This window comes from Streptomyces sp. NPDC054786 (assembly GCF_053611685.1).
Genome location: NZ_JBSHAW010000001.1, coordinates 209,229 through 232,524, shown reverse-complemented (window position 1 = coordinate 232,524; position 23,296 = coordinate 209,229). Strand labels below are relative to the sequence as shown.

Here is a 23,296-nt window from a genome sequence, read left to right as displayed (position 1 = left end):
GATCGGCGGGGTGCCCCCGCAGTTACGCGAGGGAGTCCTTATCCATGTCGGCCAGCCGCTATACCTATCTCGGCCCCGCGGGCACGTTCACGGAGGCCGCGCTGCGCAGCCTTCCCGAGGCGGCGACCCGCGAGCTGGTGCCGATGGTGTCGGTGCCGGCGGCCCTGGACGCGGTGCGCGCCGGTGAGGCCGCCGCGGCGCTGGTGCCGATCGAGAACTCCGTCGAGGGCGGGGTGACCACCACCCTCGACGAACTGGCCTCCGGCGAGCCGCTGATGATCTACCGCGAGGTGCTGCTGCCGATCGCCTTCGCGCTGCTCGCCCGCCCCGGTACGGCGCTCAGCGATGTGAAGACGGTGACCGGGCACCCGGTCGCCCAGCCGCAGGTGCGCAAGTGGCTGGCGGCCCATCTCCCGGAGGCCGTATGGGAGTCGGCGGCCTCGAACGCCGATGGCGCGCGGCTGGTGCAGGAGGGCCGCTACGACGGCGCCTTCGCGGGCGAGTTCGCGGCGGCGACCTACGGCCTGGAGCCGCTGGTCACCGACATCCATGACGCGCAGAACGCGGCCACCCGCTTCGTGCTGGTGGGCCGCCCGGCCCGGCCCGCGGCGCCCACCGGCGCCGACAAGACCTCGGTCGTGCTGTGGCTGGCCGAGGACCACCCCGGTGCGCTGCTCGAACTGCTGCAGGAGTACGCGGTGCGCGGGGTGAACATGATGCGGATCGAGTCCCGGCCGACCGGCGAGGGCATCGGCCGTTACTGCTTCTCCGTGGACTGCGAGGGGCACCTCACCGACCGCCGGGTCAGCGAGGTGCTGATGGGCCTCAGGCGGGTCTGCCGCGAGGTGCGGTTCCTCGGCTCCTATCCGCGGGCGGACGAGGTGTCGCCGAGTGTGCGGCGGGAGATGACCGACGCGGCGTTCACCGAGGCGTCGGACTGGCTGGCGCGCTGCATGGACGGGCGGGGCTGAGCCGGATACGCATGCTCCGCGGCCCGGTCGGCGAGCCCTGCGGAACAGCACGACCTGCGACTTTGGAAGGGTTGTGGGTTATCCACAAAGTTATCCACAGGCTCGGTTCTCGACCTGTGGGTAAGTCGACATGAGAGTCGGACAGAGTCGACATATCGCCCTACTGACCGCACACCCCTCCACAGCACCCCACGTCGGGCATCGTCAGCCCAATTCACGTGATCAATCCTTTAGAGCGAGGCAATCCCACACGAAAGAGTGCGTGAACGGGGTTTGGACAGGGAATCCATAGCCGAGCATTTCGGGAGCGGAATGATCAGCTCCGACTTCCACAGATCTCACACACAGCCTGTGGATAAGAATCCCGAAACCCTCTGCCCCTGTGGACAACCAGGGGATCCTGGGGGAAAACCAGGGGTCCGCACCCCCTTCCGACGCCCGCCCAACTCCCGTTGTCCACACCGTGGATCACCCGGCACGGAGACCGCGAAAGCCCCATCGCGGACACTACGAAGATCTCGTGACGGACGCCGCGAAGGACTCCGCCGGACACCGCAAAGGCTCCCGCAGGGCGCGGCAAGGACTCGCTCCCGACCACCCGGCAGCACGGAATGCAGGCGAATTACCCATCCGTTTCCCCTCCCCCTCCCCTAAGGGAATAAATAGCCCAAAACGGGCAAAATGACATGCCGGGGAATATCGCGTCGAGGCGCGGGACGGGGCCCGGTAGCCTGGTGGGGTGATTGACCTTCGCCTGCTCCGTGAGGACCCCGACCGTGTGCGCGCGTCCCAGCGCGCCCGTGGAGAGGACGTCGCACTCGTCGACGCGCTTCTCTCCGCCGACGAACGGCGCAGGTCGTCCAGCGTCCGCTTCGATGAGCTGCGTGCCGAGCAGAAGGCGCTCGGCAAGCTCATCCCCAAGGCCTCCGGCGACGAGAAGGCCGTGCTGCTGAAGAAGGCCGGTGAGCTGTCCGCCGCCGTCAAGGCCGCCGACGCCGCACAGGACGAGGCCAAGGAGGAGACGCAAGCGCTGCTGCGGAAGCTCGGCAACCTCGTCCACCCCGACGTGCCCGTGGGCGGCGAGGAGGACTTCACCGTCCTGGAGACGCACGGCACGATCCGTGACTTCGCCGCCGAGGGCTTCGAGCCCAAGGACCACCTGGAGATCGGCGAGCTGCTCGGCGCGATCGACGTCGAGCGCGGCGCCAAGGTGTCCGGCTCCCGCTTCTACTACCTGACGGGCGTCGGCGCGCTGCTGGAGCTCGCCCTGGTCAACGCCGCCATCGCGCAGGCCACCGCGGCCGGTTTCACGCCGATGCTGACCCCCGCCCTGGTGCGCCCGCGCGCCATGGAGGGCACCGGCTTCCTCGGTCAGGCCGCGGAGAACGTCTACCACCTGGAGAAGGACGACTACTACCTGGTCGGCACCTCCGAGGTCCCGCTCGCCGCGTACCACATGGACGAGATCCTGGACGGCGCCAAGCTGCCGCTGCGCTACGCCGGTTTCTCGCCGTGCTTCCGCCGCGAGGCCGGCACCTACGGCAAGGACACCCGCGGCATCTTCCGGGTCCACCAGTTCGACAAGGTGGAGATGTTCTCCTACGTCGCGCCGGGGGACGCCCAGGCCGAGCACCAGCGGCTGCTGGACTGGGAGAAGCAGTGGCTGACCGGCCTGGAGCTGCCGTTCCAGGTCATCGATGTCGCCACCGGTGACCTCGGCTCCTCGGCCTCCCGCAAGTTCGACTGCGAGGCCTGGATCCCCACCCAGGGCAAGTACCGCGAACTGACCTCGGCCTCGAACTGCGACGAGTTCCAGGCCCGGCGGCTCTCGGTCCGGATGCGCGAGACCGTCGACGGCAAGCAGCGGGTCCAGCCGCTGGCGACCCTGAACGGCACGCTCTGCGCCGTACCGCGCACGATCGTGGCGATCTTCGAGAACCACCAGCAGGCGGACGGCTCCGTGCGCGTCCCCGAGGTGCTCCGCCCCTACCTGGGCGGCCGGGAGATCCTGGAGCCCGTCGCCAAGTGAGCTCCTCCGCTCCGCCCCCCTACAAGCTCATCGCGACGGATCTCGACGGGACGCTGCTGCGCCCCGACGAGACCGTCTCCGCTCGCACCCGCGGGGCGCTCGCCGCGGCCACCGCGGCGGGCGCGGCGCATATCGTCGTCACCGGCCGGGCCGTGCCCTGGACCCGGCACATCCTCGACGCCCTGGACTACAAGGGCCTTGCGGTGTGCGGTCAGGGCGGTCAGGTCTACCACGCCGGTGAGCACCGGCTGCTGACGTCGGTGACGCTGGACCGGCAGCTGGCCGGTCTCGCGCTGTCCAAGATCGAGGCGGAGGTCGGCCCGCTGCGTCTGGCGGCGAGCCGGGACGGTCTGGAGGGCGAGGTACTGGTCGGCCCCGGCTACCGCGTCCAGGAAGGCCCGCTGCCGAACGTCACGATGGACGACCCCGGCGAGCTGTGGGCGGCCCCGCTCAACAAGGTCTACATCCAGCATCCGACCCTGGACGACGATGCGCTGGCGCTGGCCGCGCGTCAGGTCGCCGGGGATCTGGTGGGCGTGACGGTGGCCGGCCAGGACATCGTCGAACTGCTGCCGCTGGGCCTGTCGAAGGCCACCGGGCTGTCGCTGGCCGCGCGCCGGCTGGGCGTCACCGCCAAGGAGACCCTGGCCTTCGGCGACATGCCCAACGACATCCCGATGTTCGCCTGGTCCGCGCGTGGTGTGGCGATGGCCAATGCCCATGACGAGCTGAAGGCCGTCGCGGACGAACTCACCGCCTCCAACGAGGAGGACGGTATCGCGGTGGTGCTGGAGCGGCTCTACCTCTCCTGACGGCCCTCCGGCTCCGGGGGTGGCGCTGCGACCGGTGCAGCGGGCTGACCGCCGTAGTTCTGCCGCGCCGCCGGCCCCCCGGCGGGCTCCTGGCCCGCATCGTGCTCCGGCAGCTCCCCGGAGGCCGCCGCCGGGATCAGCGGCCAGGCCGCAAAGCCCATGGTCAGCGCGATGGCATGGCCGAAGTCGGTGAAGGAGGCGCCGGCCAGCAGCGGGATGGCGAAGAAGACCAGCACCCCGGCGAGATAGCCGTAGCGCCAGGGCGGCCGCAGCCGGTACGTCAGCACACCGGCGGCCGCCGCCAGGCCGTACGAGACCCCGATGTCCACGACATGAGTCATCGAACGCGGCAGCCGGTGGCCCTCGATGGCCAGCAGGACGAGCTCCTGGCTGGCGAGGGTGGCGGCGATATGCGCACCGCCGACGGTCAGCAGCCAGCGCGCGCTGCCCATCCAGCGCTCCACGTTGGCATGCACCAGCTCGAACATCGCCACGTAGAGCAGGAAGGACGAGGGGCGTTCGATCCAGAAACCGCTGATGAGCAGCGACGGCAGCGGATGCTCGTTCAGCTCGTGGATATTGCTGCTGGTGCGGTGGACGAGGAACTGTCCCAGCCCCTCGGACGCGGAAGCGATGACCAGGCTGGTGACGCCGATGACCAGCAGCCAGATATGGGTGCCGGGACTGCGGTGTACCCAGTCCTTCACCCAGGTCAGGGGGTTGCCGGGGCGCGGACGACGGCCGCCGCGCGGCGGCTCCATCAGCGGGCTCACCGGCGGCGTCCGGAGCCGGCTGGGGACGTGGTGACCAGCGGTCCCGGCCCCTTGAGGTGCCGGATGCGGGGTGCGCTCTCCATCGCCCGTATACCGGGCAGCGCCGCGACCCGGGTCGTGAGGTAGGTGTAGAGCGCGCCGACGCTCGGGCACAGCACGGACGCGAAGAGGTTGTGCGGTCCGGTGGTGGCGCAGGCGAAGGCGACCTCCGGGTGTGCCGCCAACGCCTCGCCGGCGGCGGCGAGTTCGGCGGGCGCGACGGACAGCCAGAGGGCGACCATCACGCCGTACCCGAACTGCCGCAGGTCGTAGTCGACGTCGTAGTACAGGACACCGTCCGCACGCAGCTCCGCGAGCCGGCGGCGGACGGTGCTGGGCGACCAGCCGGTGACGGCGGCGAGCTCGCCCAGCGGCGTCCGGCCGTCCCGGCCGAGCGCGTCGAAGAGCCGGCGGTCGGCGTCGGTGAGCGTCACCGGGGCCGCGGGCGGGTTCGACGGCTGCGGACTCAGCTCGGCGATCTGAGCGTCGGTGAGCGCCCCGGACTTGCTGATCAGGCCCCGCGGACCGCCGAAGAACTCATGCAGCAGGCAGTGCGCGGTCACGCCGACGACGCTCGGGGTACGCGGCAGCTTCTGCAGCAGCAGCGCATCACTGTGGTCGCTGCTCGGGGCGCGGCAGACCGCGGCGATCTCGGTGCCGCCGGACATCAGACTCACCCAGGACGTGTCCGAGCGGCGGGCCAGCGCCTCGGCGACGGAGACGGCGGCGTCCGGTGTGCACTGGACCCGCACCATCCAGGTGATTTCCCCCAGCGCCTGCGCATCGGCGAGCCCCAGCACCTTGAGCGCGCCGGTGGTGCGGTGCCGGGTGTAGCGCCGGGCGACGGTCTGGTCGGAGACGCCGAGCACGGCTGCGATCCGGCTGAACGGCGCCCGGCCGTCCAGCTGGAGCGCATGCACGAGCCGGCGGTCGAGGGCATCGAAGCCGATGGGGCCACCGAGGGGCCGGCCGGTGGCGCCTCCCTGGACCGTCCCGTCGGGCTTCCCGTCGGTTTTCACCATTCGAGGCTAGCGCGTGTCGGATTGCGCCGCCGGGAGCGCAGTGGCTGGGAGAACGGGCGGCGCGGGCCGCACGGTGGCGTCGGCACTACGGGTGCGGCGCCGCACGGGGCCGCCCCGGCGACACGAGCGGAGGAATGATCATGGGGAACGCACCCGAGCGGGGGACCCCGGGCGGCGGCCGGGCGGCGGGCGCGGACGGGCGGCCGGGCAGGAGAGAGGACGAGGGCCCGGCGGGCAGACGGGCCGGGAAGTGGTGGCCGCTGGTCGCCATCACCCTCGGCAACTTCCTGCTGCTGGTCGATGTGACGATCGTGAACACCGCGCTGCCCCGGATAGCCGACGGCCTGGGCGCCTCCTTCACCTCGCTCCAGTGGGTGATGGACATCTACGCACTGGCGCTCGCCGCGCTGCTGATGGTGGCGGGCTCGGCCGCCGACCTCTTCGGACGGCGCCGGCTGTACGTGGCGGGGCTGGCGCTGTTCGCGCTCGCCTCGCTGGCCTGCGGTCTGGCCCCGGACGCGGGCGTCCTGGTCGCCGCCCGCGCCGTCCAGGGCGTGGGCGCGGCGGCGATGTTCGCCACCAACACCCCGCTGCTGATGGCCGCGTACCAGGGCCGCGACCGTGGTGTGGCGTTCGGCGTCTGGGGCGGTACCAGCGGCGCCGCGGCCGCGATCGGCCCCGTACTGGGCGGCCTGCTCACCGAGTACGTGGACTGGCGGGCGATCTTCCTGGTCAATCTGCCGCTGGTCGCCGTCGCGGTGTGGATCACCCTGCGCCGGGTCCGGGAGTCGCACGGCGACCTCCCCCACCCCCGAACGGACTCGGCCGGGGAAACCCCCGTCGCCCGTATCGACTGGCCGGGCGCCGCGTCCTTCACCGGGTGCGCGGGCGCGCTGACGTACGGGCTGATCCGCGGCGGTGAGCAGGGCTGGACGGACTACGGGACGCTCGCCTCGCTCGGCGGCGCGGCGCTGGCGCTGCTGGTGTTCGTCGCCGTCGAGCGGCGGGTGCGCCGGCCGCTGCTCGACCTGGGGCTGCTGCGCCGGCCGTCGTTCGCGGCGCTGATGGCGGCGGCGCTGCTGCTGCAGGCCGCGGCGTTCCCGTATCTGACGTTCGTGGGGCTGTGGCTGCAGAACATCGTCGGCCTGAGCCCGGTGCAGGGCGGTCTCGCGGTGACGCCGATGGCGCTGATGTCCCTGCTGGTCGGTGCGCTGGGCGGCCGGCAGCTGCAGCGGATGGCACCCCAACTCCCGGTGGGAATCGGCCTGTTGCTGGTGGGTGCCGGGGCGCTGCTGTCGTGCGCGCTGCTGGACGACGACTCCGGCTGGGCGGCGCCGGCCCCCGGGCTCGCGGTGAGCGGTCTGGGCATCGGGATGGCGATGCCGGTGCTGGTCTCCGCTGCGCTCGGCGCGGCGCCACCGCAGCGGGCGGGCATGGCGAGCGGCGCCGTGAACACCTTCCGGCAGTTGGGCTACGCCCTGGGCATCGCGGTCCTCGGCACCGTCTTCGCCACCGCGCTGCGCGGCGGTGTACGGCCCGGCGCCTCCCCTGCGGCCATCGGGTCCGCCTACGTCTCCGGGCTGACGGACATCATGCTGATCTCCGGGGTGGTGGCCCTGGCGGGCGGGCTGCTGGTCCTTGCGGTCGTACGGCGCGGGGAGGGCGGCGGCGGTCCGGCCGGCGGCTCGGCGGAGGGGGCGGCGGCCACTCCGGTGCGGGAGGGTGCGCGGGCGGGGGCGTAACGGGGTGGAGTCAGCCCCTGTGCGGGTCGGCACCCGGAACCGTACGGCCGTATGGGGTTCCGGGTTGCCGCCCTGGGCCCTGTGCCGATGTTCGCCGCGCACCACACCCAAGTCAATCCTCTGACTTCCTTTCACATCCCTTAGCAGGAGCTTGGGTTGAGGGCTACCGTACGCGGGTGACCCTCGACGATCTGCGCGTCTTCGTGGCCGTGTGCGAGGCGGGCAGTCTCAGTGCCGTCGCCCGCGATCTCGGCTGCACCCAGTCGGCCGTGAGCCAGCGCATCAAGCGCCTCGAACGGGAGACGGGCAGTGGGCTGTTGGAACGCCGGCCGCGCGGTGTGGCGCCGACCCAGGCGGGCCGGATCCTGCACCGTGCGGCGGCGAACGGCATCGGCGGGCTGGATCTGGCGCTGCGCCGGCTGGCCGATCTGCGCGCGGGCGACGGCGGCACGGTCCGGGTGGCCACCGGCGCCACGACCGTCCGGCACTTCATGTCCGACGCGGTGGTCACCTTCCGCGCCCACCATCCGCACGTCAACCTGGAGTTCCGGACCGAGAGTTCCAGCCGCCGCTGCTTCGAGGCCGTCGCGGACGGAAGCTCCGAGCTGGGCTGGATCACCATCGGCCCGTCGGTACCCGGCATCGAGCAGTATCCGGTGGTCCGGCTGCCCTGGGTGCTCGCCGTACGCGCCGATGACCCGCTCGCCGGCCGGAAGCGGATCGAGCCCGAGGAGCTGGCCGGTATCCGGCACATCCGGCTGCCGGAGAACTCCACTTCCCGTATGCGCCTCGACGGTCACCTCAGCCACCGGGAAGCCGGCCCCGTGCCGCCGCCGAGCACCACCAGCGTCGCCGACTGGGACACCGCCCTGCTGCTGGCCGAACTCGGCGTCGGCCATGCCGTCGTCCCCCAACTGCCGGGCCTGCACGCCTCCGCCCACCCGGCACTTCGGCTGGTCCCGATCGCCGCGCTGCCCCCACTGGCCACCGGCTGGGCGGTACGCCAGTGGGAGGCGCTGAGCCCGGCGGCGGTGGCGTTCGCGGAGACGGTCACCGCGTGCCTGGGCGGCGGTACGGAGAGCTTCAGGCCCTGACCACCGGCTCCTGGATCTCGGTGACCCATTTCTCCTGGTCCGGCGGGCACTCCAGGTACAGCTCACGGGCGTACCCGGCGGAGCGGTAGCCGTTGGCGTCGATCCAGTGCGCAAGGTTCTGGGCCGTCGGCAGAATCCGGCTCATCGGGCCGCGGTGCACCACCGTGGCGGCGCATTCGAGGGCAGGAAGGGTGACGATGTCGAAGCCGAGGCCGGTGGGGGTGGGTGCGGCGGAAGGGGTGCCGGAGCGGCCGGATGTGCCGTCGCTCGTGACACCCGCCTTGGCCAGCGCCTCATGGGTGATCACCATCCCCGCGTGGACGACGATGGCCTCACTGCCGGCGGCCGCCTTTCCGCCGTCCGCGGGTCCGTCGTCTCCGTTCGCGTGCGCCTTCGCGTGTCTGTGTCCTCGGTTCCCGTCCGCGCGTCCGTCTCCTTCCTTCCCGGCCGCGAGCGCCTCGCCCGCTCCGGTGGGCTCCCTGCCCGCTCCGGCGGGTTCGCTCCCCTCGCCCGTCTTTGCTGCCGGTGTCTCCGGTGTCTCCGGTGCGTCCTCGTAGTACGCCAGCCCCGGCCCCGCCGGGGTCACCCCGGCCGCCTCCAGCCGTCGGCACAGTTCGCCGTACAGCGGCTGGATGACCGGCCCGATGTCCTCGGGCCCGTAGCCGGCGGCGATCCCGCTCAGCTCCGCGAGCAATACCGTGTCGGTGCGCTTGACCACCACGTCGTCGGCAGACATGCGTCCCTCGCTCTCGATGGTCCGGAGCCTCGCCTCGACCTGCGCCAGCCGCGTACCCGCCGCCGTCAGCGCCGCCGCCAGCTCCGCCCGCCGCAGCCGCAGCATGCCGCGCAGCTCCGGCACGCTCACCTCGTCGGCCAGGATCGCCCCCACCTGCTGGAGGCTGAATCCGAGGTCCTTGAGGGCGATGATGCGGTTGAGCCGGGCGAGCTGGGCCGCCTCGTAGAAGCGGTAGCCGCTGACGGGGTCGGTGCGGGCCGGGCGCAGCAGCCCGATCGCGTCGTAATGGCGCAGCATGCGGGCCGACACACGGCCGTACTGGGCGAAATCTCCGATGGTGAACATGACGCCTTCCAGTGGAGTCCTTTCCACAGTGTCAAGGTCAAGCAGGGCCTGCCACGGAGGTGGACAGATCGGGGGACGCGGGGCGTGGGGGACGGCGACGGGCTCGGGGCACGGCGGGGGACGCGGGACACGGCGGCGGACGCGGGACACGGCGGCGGACGGCCGGGGCTCGTCCTTGCCGGACGGACCGGGGCCTGCCCCGCCGCGGTGACCGCGCCCCGGCGTCACCGCCGTCGCACAATCCGCCACCGGGCAGCAGCATCGCGTCAAGTAGCGTCCACAACCCGTCAATGACGCGTCAGGAGCAGGCCGAGTGCCCCGTTCCCCGGGAATAGCGTCAGGGCCGAGCCCCGGCGTACGCGTTTCCCACCGGTCCGGGGCCGAGGTTCTGTTCGAGGAGCAACGCCGTGTCCCACCTTCTGTACGCGGAAGATCCCGAGCCTGCCGAACGTGTCCCGGCCGGGCTTCTCTTCGTCCCTGTCCGGTCGGGCCCCGCGGGCTGTACGGCCCGCCTGTTCCGCACTCCGCTGGGCGGCCGTACCGCCGTCGGCTTCACCTCACCCCGGCGGCTGGCCGCGGCCCTCGGCAGCGACCAGTCCTGGGTCAGGCTCTCCGAGCCCGCGCTGCGTGCGCTGGCCGAACCCGTCGGAGCGAGGGTCCTGACCGTCGATCCACGGTTCGCCCCCGGCATTCCCCGTGGTCAGCACCTACGGGCCGGCTGAGGGAGGGGCCATCACCATGAGCCACAGCACACTGCCCCGCACCACCGGCAGGATCGGTGCTCCGTCGCCGGCCACCGCCCTGGCGACCGCGCCGCCGACCGCCACCCCGCCGCCGTCCGCCGACGAGCCCCTGTCCGGCCGCGAGCCGCTGTCCGTCTGGCCCGGGTCGGCGGCGCCGCTCGGCCAGGACGACCTCGCCGTGGGCGGCGTCCCGCTCACCGAGGTCGCCGACCGCTTCGGCACCCCCGCCTACGTCCTGGACGAGGACGAGGTGCGCCATCGCTGCCGCGCCTACCTGCGGGCCTTCCCCGGCACCGACGTCTTCTACGCCGCCAAGGCGTTCCTGTGCCGCGCCATGGTGCACTGGGTGCGGGAGGAGGGGCTCGGCCTGGACGTCTGCTCCGCCGGCGAGCTGGAGCTGGCCGTCACCACCGGCTTCCCGCCCGAGCGGATGGTGCTGCACGGCAACGCCAAGAGCCCGGCCGACCTGCGGGCCGCGCTACGGCTCGGCGTCGGCCGGATCGTCATCGACAGCACCTCGGAGATCGCCCGGCTGGCCGCCGCGGTCCCGGCGAGCGGCCGGCAGAAGGTGCTGGTCCGGGTCGTGCCGGGCATCGCCGCCGGCGGTCACCCCAAGATCCGTACCGGGACCGACGACCAGAAGTTCGGGCTGTCGATCGCCGACGGCTCCGCACAGCACGCCATCGCGCGGGTGCTCAGCCAGTCACGTCTCGAACTGGTCGGCCTGCACTGCCACTTGGGCTCCCAGATCACCACCGTCAAGCCCTATCTGTCGGCCGTACGCCGGCTGATCGGTCTGCTGGCCCGGGTCCACGAGCAGCACGGCATCACCCTGCCCGAGCTGGATCTCGGGGGCGGCCACGGCATCGCCTACCGCCCCGGCGAGCCCACGCTCGACCTCGCCTCCCTCGGGGACAGGATCCGCGCCGAACTGGCCCGCGGCTGCGCGGCGGCCGGGCTGCCGGTGCCACGGCTCGCCGTCGAACCCGGCCGCGCCATCGCGGGCCCGGCCGGTGTCGTCCTCTACCGGGTGCTGTCCGTCAAACGGACCGGTGCGCACACCTTCGTGGCCGTGGACGGCGGGATGAGCGACAACCCGCGGCCCGCGCTGTACGGGGTGCGCTATGCGCCGCGGCTGATCGGCCGCCGCCCGTCCGCCGCACCGGAACCGGTCACCGTCGTCGGGCGGCACTGCGAGGCCGGCGATGTGCTCGCCGCCGACGTCCCGCTGCCCGGCGACATCCGTCCCGGCGATCTGCTGGCCGTCCCTGTCGCCGGCGCGTACCACCTCTCGATGGCCTCCGGCTACAACCTCGTCGGCCGGCCGCCGGTCATCGCCGTCACCGGAGGGCATGCCCGCCTTCTGGTACGGCGCGAATCCCTCGCGGACATCCAGGAGCGGGACATCGGGCTGTGAGACCGGGAGGGCCCGCCGCTTCCCCGCCTTGCGCGGGGTGGCGCCCGGCGGGCCCTCGCCGTGGCTCGTCGCGCGTGGCGCGTGGCCCGTGGCGCGTGACCTCGTCGCGCGTGGCCGGTGCATGGCGAGCTGGTGAATGATCTCCGTCATCGGCAACGATCCGGGGAGCAGTCGCCACGCGCCCCTTCCCTCTCGCCTACCGTGCCCCTATGAGCGATGTTGAGCGCACCGTTCGCCGGCCAGGACCGCGGTTCTCCCGCACCGGCCGGCTCATTCTGGTAGCGGTGCTGTGTGTCCTGGTCGTCCTTGCCGTTCTGCTGCTGCCGCGTGTGCTGCGCGGGCTGCGGCCCGGGCAGACGCTGACCGTCCCGGAGGGGCAGCGGGCCTCGCAGGTCTACGCCGCCGCCGACAAGGCCCTGCACCGGCCCGCCGGCTCCACCGCGAAGGCCGCCAAGAGCGCGCATCTGGCGCTGCCGGACGAGGCGAAGGGCAACCCTGAGGGCTACCTCTTCCCGGCGACCTATCCCATCGACTCGGACACCACCCCGGCGTCGCTGCTCACCTACATGGTCAAAACCGCCCACCAGCGGCTCGCCGCCGACGGCATCGCCTCCTACCGGACGGTCGTCATCGCCAGCATCGTGCAGGCCGAGGCGGACCGCCCGGCCGATATGGGCAAGGTCGCCCGGGTCATCGACAACCGGCTTGCGCACCACATGCCGCTGCAGATGGATTCGACGATCAACTACGCGCTCGGCCGCAGCACCCTCAACACCAGCCATGCCGACACCAGGAACAAGAGCCCGTTCAACACCTACCGGTACCAGGGCCTGCCGCCGACGCCGATCGACAATCCCGGGGCGGACGCGCTGAAGGCGGCCGGTGCGCCGCCCGCGGGCGACTGGCTCTACTTCGTCACCGTCAAACCGGGCGACACCCGCTTCACCGCCGACTACCAGGAACATCTGCGGAACGTCCGGGAGTTCAACGGCCGGCAGCAGAGCGCCGGGAGCGGCGGTGGCGGGGCTTAGGGGCCCCGACGCCTGGCCGCTGCCCCGTGGCCCCTCACCCCCGCCATAACCCGTCGGGCAGGCCCTACTCCTCACCGGCCAGGGTGAGCGCCTTCAGACGGCGGGCGGCATACCAGGTGGCGGCGGCCGTCAGGGCCACCAACAGGCTGATCGCGAGGGGCAGCTGGACATCGGAGGTGATCGCGCCCTCCGCGGCCGCCTTCTGGCCGACCGCCAGCGCCCACTGCTGGATGCTGAGCGTCTTCGCGCCCGGGACGAGGGTGCCCACCAGCGCCTCCCAGACCAGGGCGTAGACCAGGCCGAACACCACGGCGTGCCGGGTGATCGTGCCGAAGAGGAGGAAGAGGGCGCTGTAGGCGACCGACGCGATGGCCGCCGCCAGGGCGTATCCCACGGCCATCTGCTGGCTGTTGCCGTTGAGGAGGAAGCCGGCGAGCAGGACGGGAAGGGCGGAGAAGGCGACCGTGACGCCTATCGCGACCAGGAGTTTGGTGAAGATGATCGTCGGCCGGGACACCGGCTTGGCGAGGAGATAGACGACCGAGCCGTCGTCGATCTCCGTGCCGATCGCGCCCGTACCGGCGATGACACCGATCAGCGGCACCATCGTGCCCAGCGCGAAGCCGCCCAGGATGCCGCCGGCGGTGGAATCGTCGGCGCCGGCCAGCACCCGGACGGCCACCGCGAGCACCACCAGCAGGGCGGGCAGCGCGAAGAGGATCAGGGCCCGGCGCCGGCCGAGCAGGGCGCGGTAGGTGAGCCGGGCGACGGTCGGGTGGTACAGCGAGGCCTTGGGCGCGCCAGGGGTCGCGGGCGGGGCCGTCGGAGTGGTCGTGGACATGCGTCAGGGCTCCTTTCAGGCCTCAGGCCGCTACGAGGTAGGAGAAGACGGATTCCAGCGACTCGTCGGAGGGCGAGACCGTCAGAAGGCGGATGCCGTGGTCGCGGGCGACCCGCGGCAGGAGTTCGGTGAAGCGGCCGAAGTCGACCGCCTGGATGCGCAGCGCGCCTTCGGCGAGGTCCACCTCGATGCCGGCCGTCGAGGGGTCGGCGATCAGTGCACCGGCCAGCGCCCGGTCGTTGTCGGACCGGACCAGATAGCGGTGCGGGCGGTCCGTCATCAGCCGGCGGATCTTGCGGAAGTCACCGGACGCGGCATGCCGTCCGGCCACCACCACCTCGATATGTGCGGCGAGTTGCTCGACCTCTTCGAGGATGTGGGAGGAGAACAGGACCGTACGGCCCTGGTCGCCCATCCGCCGCAGCAGCTCCATCAGCTGCATCCGCTGACGGGGGTCCATGCCGTTGAACGGCTCGTCGAGCAGCAGCACGGACGGTTCGTGGACCAGCGCGGAAGCCATCTTCACGCGCTGCCGCATGCCCTTGCTGTACGTCGAAATCTTGCGGTCCTGGGCGTACTCCATCTCGACGGTGGCCAGCGCCCTGGCCGCCTCCGCCCGGCCGAGGCCGTGCAACTCCGCGTTGGCGACGACGAATTCGCGCCCGGTGAGGAAGTCGTACATCGCCTCGCGCTCGGGGACGATGCCGATGTGGCGGTAGATTCCGGCGTTGCGCCAGATCGTTGTCCCGTCGAGGGTGACGGAACCGTTGGAGGGCGCGAGGAAGCCGCCCATCATGTTGATGAGGGTGGACTTGCCGGCACCGTTCGGGCCGAGCAGGCCGGTCACGCCGGGACCGATGGTCATCGTGATGTCGTTGACGGCGACGACATTGCCGAACCAGCGCGAGACATGGTCGATGGTGAGAGTGCTCATGGGCGCAGCCCATTCCTTAGGAGGGTGGTGGTCGGGCCGGGGGTGCCGTCCGGCGGGAGCCTGCGGCGGGGCGCGGTCACAGTCCGGCCTTCCGGTAGCGGCGCATCAGCAGGGCATAGCAGCCGGCGATGACGCCCAGCGTGACGAGGAGATAGACGAAGCCGGCACCGGTCGACGGCGCCAGTCCGTTGGGGAAGGAGCTGGTGCCGCCGAGGAACGTCGACTGCACTCCGTCGATCAGCGTGATGGGGGAGAACAGCCCCAGCCAGCCGACCGCGTCCTCGTTGCCCTGGACGAAGGCGATCCCCTGGACGGCGCTCACCGCACCGTACGGAATGGTGAGTACGGCGATCACGGCGGCGACACCGAAGCCCCGGCGTGGCGTGACCGCGGAGACGACCAGGCCAATCCCGGCGAACAGCAGCGAGAGCAGCACCACGGAGACCAGTCCCTGTGCCAGCCCCTTGGTCTGGTCGACGAAGTCCAGCTTCGCCAGCAGCGCTCCCACGTAGAGGACCAGCAGCGGGGCGCCGGTGAGGATGAACAGGGCACTGGCCATCGCCGCGAACTTCGAGACCACATAGTCGCCCCGCTCGATGGGGCGGGAGAAGTACAGCGGGATGGACTTGAAGCGCAGATCCCGTGAGACCGACTGCGGGGCCTGGGCGGCCAGATAGAGGCCGATGACGGCCTGGAGGTAGACGGCGTAGCGGGAGTAGCTCACCGGGAGGCTGCTGGCCTTGGTGAAGACCGCCACCGCGACCATGATCGCGGCGGGCAGGCACATCACCGCGAAGAGCAGCATCGGCAGCACCTTGCTCTTGGCCGAACGGCCCAGACCGTAGGCGCCGCGCAGGCTCTGCGAGAAGAGCGACCGGCGGGCGTAGGCGCGGCCCAGGCGGGGGCCGTCGTAGTGGCGGTAGCCGATGTTGTGGATATAGGCGCCGCCCGGCGCGGCGGATGCGGACGTCGCGGACGCGGACGTCGTGGGCTCAGGCGACATCGTGGGCGCCTCCGTCCTGGGTGGCATACGGGGCGCTCGGGGCGCCTGCGGTGGCGGGGGTGGCATGCGCCGCGTCCGCGTCGCGGAAGACCTCGGCGATCCGGTGCCGGCGCTGTTCCATCCGGATCAGGCCGAGCCCGAGCCCGGCAACGGTGTCCCGCACCAGGTCGTAGGTCTCCTCCCCGGCCGCCTCGACGTACAGGAGGCGCCCGGCGGAGGCGAGGCTCTCCGAGCCGGCGGCGCCGGTGGTCACCGTGGCTCCGGCAGCGGCCAGGGCCGCACGCAGGGTTCCGGTGCCGTCCGGATGGGCGTCGGTGTCCGTGACCTCGATCGCCAGCGAGGCCGTGGCCTGCGTGAACTCATCGGTCGAGGAGGAACGCAGCAGTGCGCCGCCGTCGATGACGACGACATGGTCACAGGTCCGCTCCAGCTCACCGAGGAGGTGGGAGGTCACCAGGACGGAGATCCCGAAGTCGGTGTGAACGCGCCGGATCAGGCCGAGCATCTCGTCCCGCCCGGCCGGGTCGAGGCCGTTGGTGGGCTCGTCGAGGAACACCAGCTGCGGGTCGTGGACCAGCGCCTGGGCCAGCTTCACCCGCTGCTTCATGCCCGTCGAATAGCCGCCGATGGGTCGATAGCGCTCCTCGTAGAGACCGACGTGGCGCAGGGTGTCCGCGGTGCGCTCACGGGCGGCGGCCGGCGACAGACCGGACATCCGGGCCATGTGCACCACGAATTCGGTGGCCGAGACGTCCGGCGGCAGGCAGTCGTGCTCGGGCATGTAGCCGACCCGCTCACGGATGGTGCCGCCGTCCTTGGTCACATCCAGGCCGAGGACATGCGCCGTCCCTTCGGTGGCCGGGGCCAGTCCGAGAAGGATCTTGATCAGGGTGGACTTGCCGGCACCGTTGGCACCCACCAGGCCCGTTACGCCGGGGGCGATGTCAAGGGAGAGCCGGTCCAGAGCGGTCACCCGCGGGAACCGCTTGCTCAGGCTTTCGGTCACGATCACAGTCACGGCATCGACGGTAGTGGCGCCCGCCACACCGGTCGTCAGACCAGACGATGGGATGTGTCTCCCCCTGCGGTATTACGCGCCCGTAGGGGTCTCCTGCTCCGGGCGGCCATGGCGTCGGGGTCGCGGTGCGCAGCTGACGACCCTCTTGACGCAGCCGCCGGTCATTGTCACATTCATCAGTGTCAAGTTACGGGCACGTACCGCGATGCACCGCTCACGGACGGACGGTTGGCGATGGCCTCAGTCACCTCAGCGACCTCACCAGGAGCCGGAGAACTCGACGCCGAGCTAAGGGGGTTCAGAGAGGTCCAGCGGCTCGCCTACGCCTGCGCGGAAGCGGTGGCCGCCCAGCTCAAGCCCGGGGTCACGGAGCGGGCGGCGGCCCGGATGCAGCGCGAGTGGCTGCGCGAGCGGGGGGTGCGGGACTGGTTCCATCTGCCCTTCGCCTGGTTCGGCGACCGCACCGCCTTCGCCAACTTCCGCATACCGCTGCAGTTCTTCCCGACCCACCGCGAGCTGGAACCGGGGATGGCCTTCATCCTCGACATGGCACCGGTTCACCAGGGCTTCACGGCCGACATCGGCTACTCCGGCTGCCTCGGGCTCAACCCCGTGCACGACCGGCTGCTCGCCGACCTCGAAGTGCACCGGGAGCTGATCCTGCGGGAGGTGCGCGAGCGGCGCCCGCTGCGGGAGATCTACGAGGACGTCGACCGGCTCATGGTGCGGCAGGGCTACGCCAACCGGCATCGCGCCTACCCCTTCGGCGTCATCGCGCACAAGGTCGACCGGGTCGGACAGCGCCGCTGGTCCCCCACCCTCTTCGGGTTCGGCATCCAGTCGCTCAAGGGCCTCGCCTCCGATGCGCTGCACGGCCACCGTGACGGCTGGTCCCCGCTGTGGAGCCCCTACACCTTCTCCGACCACCCGCCGCAGCCGGGACTGTGGGCGGTCGAACCCCACCTCGGGTTCCGGGGAACGGGCGCGAAGTTCGAGGAGATCCTGGTCGTCACGGACTCCAAGGACCCGCAGGAAAGCGCCTTTTGGCTGGACGACGATCTGCCGCATGTGCGGCGCTGGCAGGAGGAGAAGGCAGCGTGAACACGGGACGTGGCCGGGGCAAGGGACATCGGCAGGGACGTGCACAGGAGCCCGGACAGGGGCCCGTGCAGGGAAAGGGACGTGGGCGGGGAGCGGATCGGCACCGGCAACCGGGGCGGGCGCAGCAGCCCGGGGCCGCACACGGTGCGGGGCTCGACGGGGCGCGGGAGCGCTGGGTGCGAACCGGTGGCATCGAGCTGTGCGTCGCCGAGCTGGGAGATCCGGCACGGCCCACGGTGATGCTGGTGCACGGCTATCCGGACAGCAAAGAGGTGTGGTCCGAGGTCGCCCGCGGCCTGGCCGACCGGTTTCATGTGGTGCTCTACGACGTCCGGGGCTGCGGCCGGTCCACCGCTCCGCAGCCGCTGCGCGGCGGCTTCACCCTGGAGAAACTGACCGACGACTTCCTGGCCGTCGCCGACGCCGTCAGCCCCGGCCGGCCGGTCCATCTGGTCGGCCACGACTGGGGCTCGGTGCAGGCCTGGGAGTTCGCCACGGTGCGGCATACGGAGGGCCGGATCGCCTCCTTCACGTCCATGTCGGGTCCCTCCCTGGACCACTTCGGCCACTGGATCAAGAAGCGCCTGGCGCGCCCCACACCCCGGCGCGCCGCCCAGCTCCTCAACCAGAGCGCCAAGTCCTGGTACGTCTACCTGCTGCACACGCCCGTACTGCCCGAGCTGGCGTGGAAGGGCCCGCTCGGCAAGCGCTGGCCGCAGATCCTGCAGCGGGTGGAGAAGGTACCGGACGGTGACTACCCGACCGCTTCACTGCCGACCGATGCGGCCCACGGCGCCTGGCTCTACCGCGACAATGTTCTTCCCCGGCTCCGCCGCCCGCGCACCGACGCCTACGCCCACTGCCCGGTCCAGCTCATCACCCCGACCGGCGACGCTTTCCTCTCCCAGCGGCTGTACGACGATCTGGAGCAGTGGGCGCCCCAGCTGGTACGCCGCACCCTCCCGGCCAAGCACTGGGTACCGCGCACCCGCCCCGATCAACTCGTCTCCTGGATCGGCGAGTTCGTCACCGCCAAGGAAGAGGGGGATCCGGCAAAGCAGGTCGTGGCGTCCGGCCCGCACGCCGACCGGTTCGGTGGTCAGCTGGTGCTGGTGACCGGTGCGGCCGGCGGCATCGGCCGGGCGACGGCGTTCGCCTTTGCCGAGGCCGGCGCGCGGATCATCGCCGTCGACCGGGACGCCGAGGGCGCGGCACGGACCGCCGAGATGTCCCGGCTGATCGGTGCACCGGGGGCCTGGGCGGAGGTCGTCGACGTCTCGGACGAGGCGGCGATGGAGAAGCTCGCCGACACGGTCGACGCCGAGTACGGCACCGTCGACGTCCTGGTGAACAACGCCGGCATCGGCCTGTCCGGCTCCTTCCTGCAGACCAGCGCCGAGGACTGGAAGAAGGTGCTGGACGTCAACCTGTGGGGCGTCATCCATGGCTGCCGGATCTTCGGCAGGCGGATGGCAGACCGCGGGCAGGGCGGCCATATCGTCAACATCGCCTCGGCCGCCGCCTTCCAGCCGTCGAGGGTGCTGCCCGCCTACAGCACGTCCAAGGCGGCCGTTCTGATGCTCAGCGAGTGTCTGCGGGCCGAACTGGCCGGTCAGGGCATCGGCGTCTCGGCCATCTGCCCGGGGCTGGTCAACACCGGCATCACCGCCACGGCCCGCTTCACCGGCGTCTCGGCCGACGAGGAGAAGCGCCGCCAGGCCAAGGCCGCGCGGATGTACGGGCTGCGCAACTACCCGCCGGAGAAGGTCGCCGACGCCATTCTGCGTGCGGTGGTCCGCAACCAGGCGGTGGTGCCGGTCACCCCCGAAGCACGCGGCGCCCGTCTGATGTCCCGCTTCACCCCACGCGCGCTGCGCGCCCTGGCCCGCTTCGAGCCGCGGCTGTAGCGCCCGACGCCCGCCCGTATCCGCTGCCCCGGGCCCGTCCGGGCACCCGGCCGGTATCCGCCGCTGCTGCCCACCCGATGTGCGCCGGGAGCGGCGAATCCGCGGTGTCTGCGGCGGTCGTACCATCCCTCGCAGGAAGGGCCGTCGCGCACGGCCGCCGTCCATCCGACGCCCTCCCCGGCCGCACGGGCCGCGGCGGGCGCGGTGGACCGCGCGGCCCTCTCGTAGCGCGCGGCCTCTCGTAAGGAGCACCTCAAGTGACCGAGCAGCCGCCGACGGCCGAATACCGCATCGAGGACCTGGCGCACCTCAGCGGCGCCACGGTCCGCACGATCCGCGCCTATCAGGACCGCGGGTTGCTCCCCCGCCCACAACGCCGGGGCCGGGCCAATGTCTACGGCGACACCCATCTGGCCCGGCTGCGCCAGATCGCCGATCTCCTGGACCGCGGCTACACCCTGGCCAGCATCAAGGAACTCCTCGGGGCCTGGGACGCGGGCCTCGACCTCGGCGGGGTCCTGGGCCTGGTCGCCGAGATCGACGGGCCGTGGACCGACGAGGAGTCCTCCCGCATCAGCCGCCAGGACCTGGACGCCGCCTTCGGGGGCACCTCCGACGAGGAAGCGATCGCCGAGGCCGTCGCACTGGGCGTCCTGGAAAGGATCCCCGGCGAGGGCGACGAGTTCCTGGTCCCCAGCCCGCAGGAACTCGCCGTCGCCGCCGAACTGCACTCCGCCGGTGTCCCGCTCCGGGCGATCTCGGGTCATCTGCGGGAGGTGCGGGGCCAGGTCGAGCACATCGCCTCCCGCTTCCTGGACTTCACCACCGAGCATGTCTTCCAGCCCTTCCTGGACCACCCGCCCACCGAGGCAGAGGCCGCGGAAGCCGCCGCGCTTGTCCGCCGGCTGCGCCCCCTGGCCCAGCAGACCATTGACGCCGAACTCGCCCGCGCCATGCGCACCCTGGCCACCCGGTATCTGCGCCATCACCTCAGCGAGGCACTACCGGCAGAGGCGCACGGGCCCGGGGGAGCGGAGGGCCCGGCGTCGGTGGCGGCGGACCGCGCCGAGCGGGCGCCTGCCGGGACGCCCACCGAGGCGGGAGCCGGGCCAAGAGCCGAGGCGGGAGCCGGAGGCGTGCCCGGTCCACGGGCCGCTCCCGGGCCTCCGCCGGTCGTCCCGGCGGCCGCCCCGACAGCCGCCCCCGGGCCGGTCACGGACCCCCGTACCGCGACCGGCCCGGGTGCGGTGCCGGAAACCGTGCTGCTCCCCGCCGCGGCCGTACAGGCCGTACGGGCTCTGGTGGGCGCGGAGAACACGGCCGCCTTCATCGCCGCCGCCGCACACCGGGAGGTACAGGCCCGCACCATGGACGCCCTGGCGTCGGGCGGAAGCCGGAACGCGCCGGCGGGCGAAGCGGCCGACACCGACACCGAGCACCAGGCGGGCAACGTGCCCGGACGGCACATCTAGGGCCCGACGCCAAAGTCCCGTCGTTCGCCCGGATGGCACACCTGGCCCGACGACCGCCCTGACGCCGATATCCACGCCGAGTTCTTCCCGGGGCCGGGACGGACCCTGCTCCGCCTGCGGCACGGGCTCCGGCCGCGAGCCCGTGCCGCCCCATCGGGAGCCCGCCCGCCTCCCGCCGTACACCGTCTTGAGTTGTCAAGGATCAGGCGGTGCGCGGTCCCCCCACCGCGCCCTTCAGGGCTTCAGCCGGCCGGATCCGGGAGCCAGTTGCCATGGAAGCCGTACGGCACTCGCTGCGGGAGATGGACCGTGGCGACCGGGTCGGCGGATATGTCCTCCGCGTCGAGCACGACGAGATCGCTGGTGTCCGTGGAGGCGTCGTAGACATAGGTGATCAGCCAGCCCGGCCCTCCGGGGCGGTCGTCCGCCGGGGCGAAGACGGCCTCGGCCGGAGTGCGCCCCGGGCCGAAGTCATGCCGGACGACCGCACCGGTCTGCAGGTCATAGCGGAGCAGGGCGCCGGGTATCGGACCGCTGCCCGGCAGCTCGCCGGTGGTGGCATGCCCGAAGCGGGCCGGCAGCCCGGCGAGCCGGTCATCCACCCTGGGGAACTCGCAGAAACGGTCGTCGAGTTGTTCCTCGGTGACCGTGCCCGTCGCGAGGTCGATGGTCCAGCGCCAGAGGTAGGGCGGGGTCATGCCGCCGTATTCGGCGTAGCGGGACACATACAGAACGATCCGCTGGTCACCGTCGTCGTGAGCGTTCAGGGCGTGGAAGACATAGCAGGGGTCGATGGGCAGCCAGCGGACCTCGCCGTAGGGGTCGTCACGCCGCAGCACCCCGAGCCGGGCGCCGTACTCCGGGTCCCAGCGGAACGGCATGCCGGGGCGGTTGCGATCGGCGACCACTGGGAGGTCCATGAAGATGACGTGGCGGGCGGTCAGATGGAAGTCGTGCATCATCGTGTGCCCCGGAACATCGATGGGGCGGCTGATCACCAACTCCCCTGACGCGTCGGCACGGTGGTAGGTGAGATGGGGCGGGGTGGGGCCGCCGTATCCGAAGAAATGCAGCTCGCCGGTGGTGGGACAGGTTTTGGGATGGGCGGTCATGGCTGTGGTGAGCCGGCCCCCGAAGTCATGGGCGCCGATGGTCTCCAGCTCATGGCCGGGGCGGCAGTCGATCTCATAGGGGAACGACGACTCGACCAGTGCGAGGGTGCGTCCGGCATGCCGGACGATATGGGTGTTGGCCACGCCCGCCGCCAGATTGCGGCGGCCCTGCGCGTCCACCATGCGCTCGCCCTCGGTGAAGGTGGAGGTACGGACCCAGCGGTTGCGGTAGGAGACGGCCCGGCCGCCCTCCAGGCGCAGACCGTGGACCATGCCGTCGCCGAAGAACCAGTGCGGACTGGCGGCGTCCCGCGGGTTGGGGCCGTTCCGCAGGAACCAGCCGCTGAGCTCGGGCGGGATCGTGCCCGTGACCGGGAGGTCGTAGGCGGTCAGCTCGTCCTTCACCGGCGCGAAGTTGCCGGCCATGTGCGGTGCGGGTGCGGGTGATGCGGACGGGGTGGTCGAGGGTGTGGTGGTCATGAAGCCAGGCCTCCTTGGGCATCGCCCCGCACGCCGGACTTCTCCATGAAGCGGGCACGGGCCCGCTCCGGGTAGGCGGCGGTGAAGCGGAGGGGAAGAACGAATCCGGCGATCTGGATGACGATCGAGACGATGACGCTCCACGCATGGGCGGAGACGACGGTCTGGGCGATCGCGGTGAGGGTGAAGGACAGCGCCCACGCGGCCGTGAGCACGACATTGATGCGACGGAACAGCGGGGTGTGCCAGACCTCCGGCGGGGCCATCCGTCGCGCGATCGCCATCGTGAAGGGCCGCTGCACGGCGATCGACACCCAGGCGATGAGCGCCAGCCAGCCCGTCGACAGAGCACTGCCGTACATCTTGAGATCGCTGTCGGGACGGGCGAAGGCCAGCACGGCGAGGGCGGCGAAGAACAGGATCGTGCCGTACTCCAGCAGCCGGTAGTCGAGCGAAAGGCCCGCGGAACGGTCGGCGATGAGCAGCGCGACGGACAGCACCAGGCCCGCGAGCGCCCCCCACTGCCAGCCGAGGGAGGACACCCCCGCAAAGACCAGCCACGGAATGAAGCTCCGCAGGTAGTTCATGATTCCCCCTCTTCACGCACGACCGTGCGCCTCAATGCCGGGACGAGTCGCCGCATTCGCGGAACCTTCCAACTTCGACATGTCGAA

At 71.7% G+C, this 23,296-nt stretch carries 20 protein-coding genes; 11 read left to right on the top strand and 9 right to left on the bottom strand.

Annotated elements, in window-relative coordinates:
• Positions 1-44 precede the first annotated feature (44 nt).
• The 3 genes from pheA to ACWGI6_RS01015 all read left to right on the top strand — a co-directional run bounded on the left by pheA (position 45) and on the right by ACWGI6_RS01015 (position 3,812).
• The gene (gene pheA, locus ACWGI6_RS01025) at positions 45-971 is read left to right on the top strand and encodes a prephenate dehydratase (RefSeq protein WP_453265536.1); all 927 of its coding nucleotides are present in this window, start codon (positions 45-47) and stop codon (positions 969-971) included.
• A gap of 739 nt (positions 972-1,710) precedes the next feature.
• Positions 1,711-3,000 (top strand): serine--tRNA ligase, encoded by a 1,290-nt coding sequence (serS, locus tag ACWGI6_RS01020; protein ID WP_453265535.1) that lies wholly within the window; start codon positions 1,711-1,713, stop codon positions 2,998-3,000.
• Positions 2,997-3,812, top strand: a complete 816-nt coding sequence (locus tag ACWGI6_RS01015; RefSeq protein WP_453265534.1) for an HAD family hydrolase — start codon at positions 2,997-2,999, stop codon at positions 3,810-3,812. The genes serS and ACWGI6_RS01015 overlap by 4 nt, the downstream gene beginning before the upstream one ends.
• On the opposite strand, the gene ACWGI6_RS01010 is transcribed toward ACWGI6_RS01015, so the two are convergent.
• Both ACWGI6_RS01010 and ACWGI6_RS01005 read right to left on the bottom strand, forming a co-directional pair.
• Positions 3,800-4,573, bottom strand: coding sequence for a rhomboid-like protein (locus ACWGI6_RS01010; RefSeq protein ID WP_453265734.1), 774 nt, complete (start codon positions 4,571-4,573; stop codon positions 3,800-3,802). The two genes, ACWGI6_RS01015 and ACWGI6_RS01010, sit on opposite strands and share 13 nt — an antisense overlap.
• Positions 4,574-4,581: 8 nt before the next feature.
• Positions 4,582-5,646: an Lrp/AsnC family transcriptional regulator gene (locus tag ACWGI6_RS01005; protein WP_453265533.1), complete on the bottom strand. Its 1,065-nt coding sequence runs from the start codon at positions 5,644-5,646 to the stop codon at positions 4,582-4,584.
• Positions 5,647-5,786: 140 nt separating this feature from the next.
• On the opposite strand from ACWGI6_RS01005, the gene ACWGI6_RS01000 reads away from it, so the two are divergent.
• Both ACWGI6_RS01000 and ACWGI6_RS00995 read left to right on the top strand, forming a co-directional pair.
• Complete coding sequence (locus ACWGI6_RS01000) at positions 5,787-7,388, top strand: MFS transporter (protein ID WP_453265532.1); 1,602 nt, start codon at positions 5,787-5,789, stop codon at positions 7,386-7,388.
• A 176-nt stretch (positions 7,389-7,564) separates the two neighbouring features.
• Positions 7,565-8,482: a LysR family transcriptional regulator gene (locus ACWGI6_RS00995; RefSeq protein WP_453265531.1), complete on the top strand. Its 918-nt coding sequence runs from the start codon at positions 7,565-7,567 to the stop codon at positions 8,480-8,482.
• Here the strand turns inward: ACWGI6_RS00995 and ACWGI6_RS00990 are convergent.
• Positions 8,472-9,563 (bottom strand): MerR family transcriptional regulator, encoded by a 1,092-nt coding sequence (locus tag ACWGI6_RS00990; RefSeq protein ID WP_453265530.1) that lies wholly within the window; start codon positions 9,561-9,563, stop codon positions 8,472-8,474. The genes ACWGI6_RS00995 and ACWGI6_RS00990 overlap by 11 nt on opposite strands.
• A 407-nt stretch (positions 9,564-9,970) precedes the next feature.
• On the opposite strand from ACWGI6_RS00990, the gene ACWGI6_RS00985 reads away from it, so the two are divergent.
• The 3 genes from ACWGI6_RS00985 (at position 9,971) to mltG (ending at position 12,754) form a co-directional block, all read left to right on the top strand.
• Complete coding sequence (locus tag ACWGI6_RS00985; protein WP_453265529.1) at positions 9,971-10,285, top strand: SAV_915 family protein; 315 nt, start codon at positions 9,971-9,973, stop codon at positions 10,283-10,285.
• Positions 10,286-10,301: 16 nt separating this feature from the next.
• Positions 10,302-11,723: a diaminopimelate decarboxylase gene (gene lysA / locus ACWGI6_RS00980; protein ID WP_453265528.1), complete on the top strand. Its 1,422-nt coding sequence runs from the start codon at positions 10,302-10,304 to the stop codon at positions 11,721-11,723.
• Positions 11,724-11,932: 209 nt separating this feature from the next.
• On the top strand, positions 11,933-12,754 hold the full coding sequence (gene mltG, locus ACWGI6_RS00975; RefSeq protein ID WP_453265527.1) for an endolytic transglycosylase MltG: 822 nt from the start codon (positions 11,933-11,935) through the stop codon (positions 12,752-12,754).
• Between the two features lie 64 nt (positions 12,755-12,818).
• On the opposite strand, the gene ACWGI6_RS00970 is transcribed toward mltG, so the two are convergent.
• The 4 genes from ACWGI6_RS00970 to ACWGI6_RS00955 all read right to left on the bottom strand — a co-directional run bounded on the left by ACWGI6_RS00970 (position 12,819) and on the right by ACWGI6_RS00955 (position 16,577).
• Positions 12,819-13,538 (bottom strand): ABC transporter permease subunit, encoded by a 720-nt coding sequence (locus ACWGI6_RS00970; RefSeq protein WP_453265733.1) that lies wholly within the window; start codon positions 13,536-13,538, stop codon positions 12,819-12,821.
• A gap of 79 nt (positions 13,539-13,617) precedes the next feature.
• Positions 13,618-14,529, bottom strand: a complete 912-nt coding sequence (locus ACWGI6_RS00965) for an ABC transporter ATP-binding protein (RefSeq protein WP_393904234.1) — start codon at positions 14,527-14,529, stop codon at positions 13,618-13,620.
• A 76-nt stretch (positions 14,530-14,605) separates the two neighbouring features.
• Positions 14,606-15,532: an ABC transporter permease subunit gene (locus ACWGI6_RS00960; RefSeq protein ID WP_453265526.1), complete on the bottom strand. Its 927-nt coding sequence runs from the start codon at positions 15,530-15,532 to the stop codon at positions 14,606-14,608.
• Complete coding sequence (locus tag ACWGI6_RS00955; protein WP_453265525.1) at positions 15,522-16,577, bottom strand: ABC transporter ATP-binding protein; 1,056 nt, start codon at positions 16,575-16,577, stop codon at positions 15,522-15,524. The genes ACWGI6_RS00960 and ACWGI6_RS00955 overlap by 11 nt, the downstream gene beginning before the upstream one ends.
• A gap of 207 nt (positions 16,578-16,784) precedes the next feature.
• Between ACWGI6_RS00955 and ACWGI6_RS00950 the strand changes: the two genes are divergently transcribed.
• The 3 genes from ACWGI6_RS00950 to ACWGI6_RS00940 all read left to right on the top strand — a co-directional run bounded on the left by ACWGI6_RS00950 (position 16,785) and on the right by ACWGI6_RS00940 (position 21,030).
• Positions 16,785-17,651 (top strand): M24 family metallopeptidase, encoded by an 867-nt coding sequence (locus tag ACWGI6_RS00950; RefSeq protein WP_453265524.1) that lies wholly within the window; start codon positions 16,785-16,787, stop codon positions 17,649-17,651.
• A 176-nt stretch (positions 17,652-17,827) separates the two neighbouring features.
• Complete coding sequence (locus ACWGI6_RS00945; RefSeq protein WP_453265523.1) at positions 17,828-19,558, top strand: SDR family oxidoreductase; 1,731 nt, start codon at positions 17,828-17,830, stop codon at positions 19,556-19,558.
• Positions 19,559-19,815: 257 nt separating this feature from the next.
• The gene (locus ACWGI6_RS00940) at positions 19,816-21,030 is read left to right on the top strand and encodes a MerR family transcriptional regulator (protein WP_453265522.1); all 1,215 of its coding nucleotides are present in this window, start codon (positions 19,816-19,818) and stop codon (positions 21,028-21,030) included.
• 242 nt (positions 21,031-21,272) lie between these two features.
• Here ACWGI6_RS00940 and ACWGI6_RS00935 read toward each other — a convergent pair whose 3' ends face one another.
• Together ACWGI6_RS00935 and ACWGI6_RS00930 are read right to left on the bottom strand one after the other, a co-directional pair.
• Positions 21,273-22,622 (bottom strand): carotenoid oxygenase family protein, encoded by a 1,350-nt coding sequence (locus ACWGI6_RS00935; protein ID WP_453265521.1) that lies wholly within the window; start codon positions 22,620-22,622, stop codon positions 21,273-21,275.
• A complete protein-coding gene (locus ACWGI6_RS00930; protein ID WP_453265520.1) occupies positions 22,619-23,209 on the bottom strand; it encodes a hypothetical protein in 591 nt (196 codons plus the stop codon). The genes ACWGI6_RS00935 and ACWGI6_RS00930 overlap by 4 nt, the downstream gene beginning before the upstream one ends.
• Positions 23,210-23,296 lie beyond the last annotated feature (87 nt).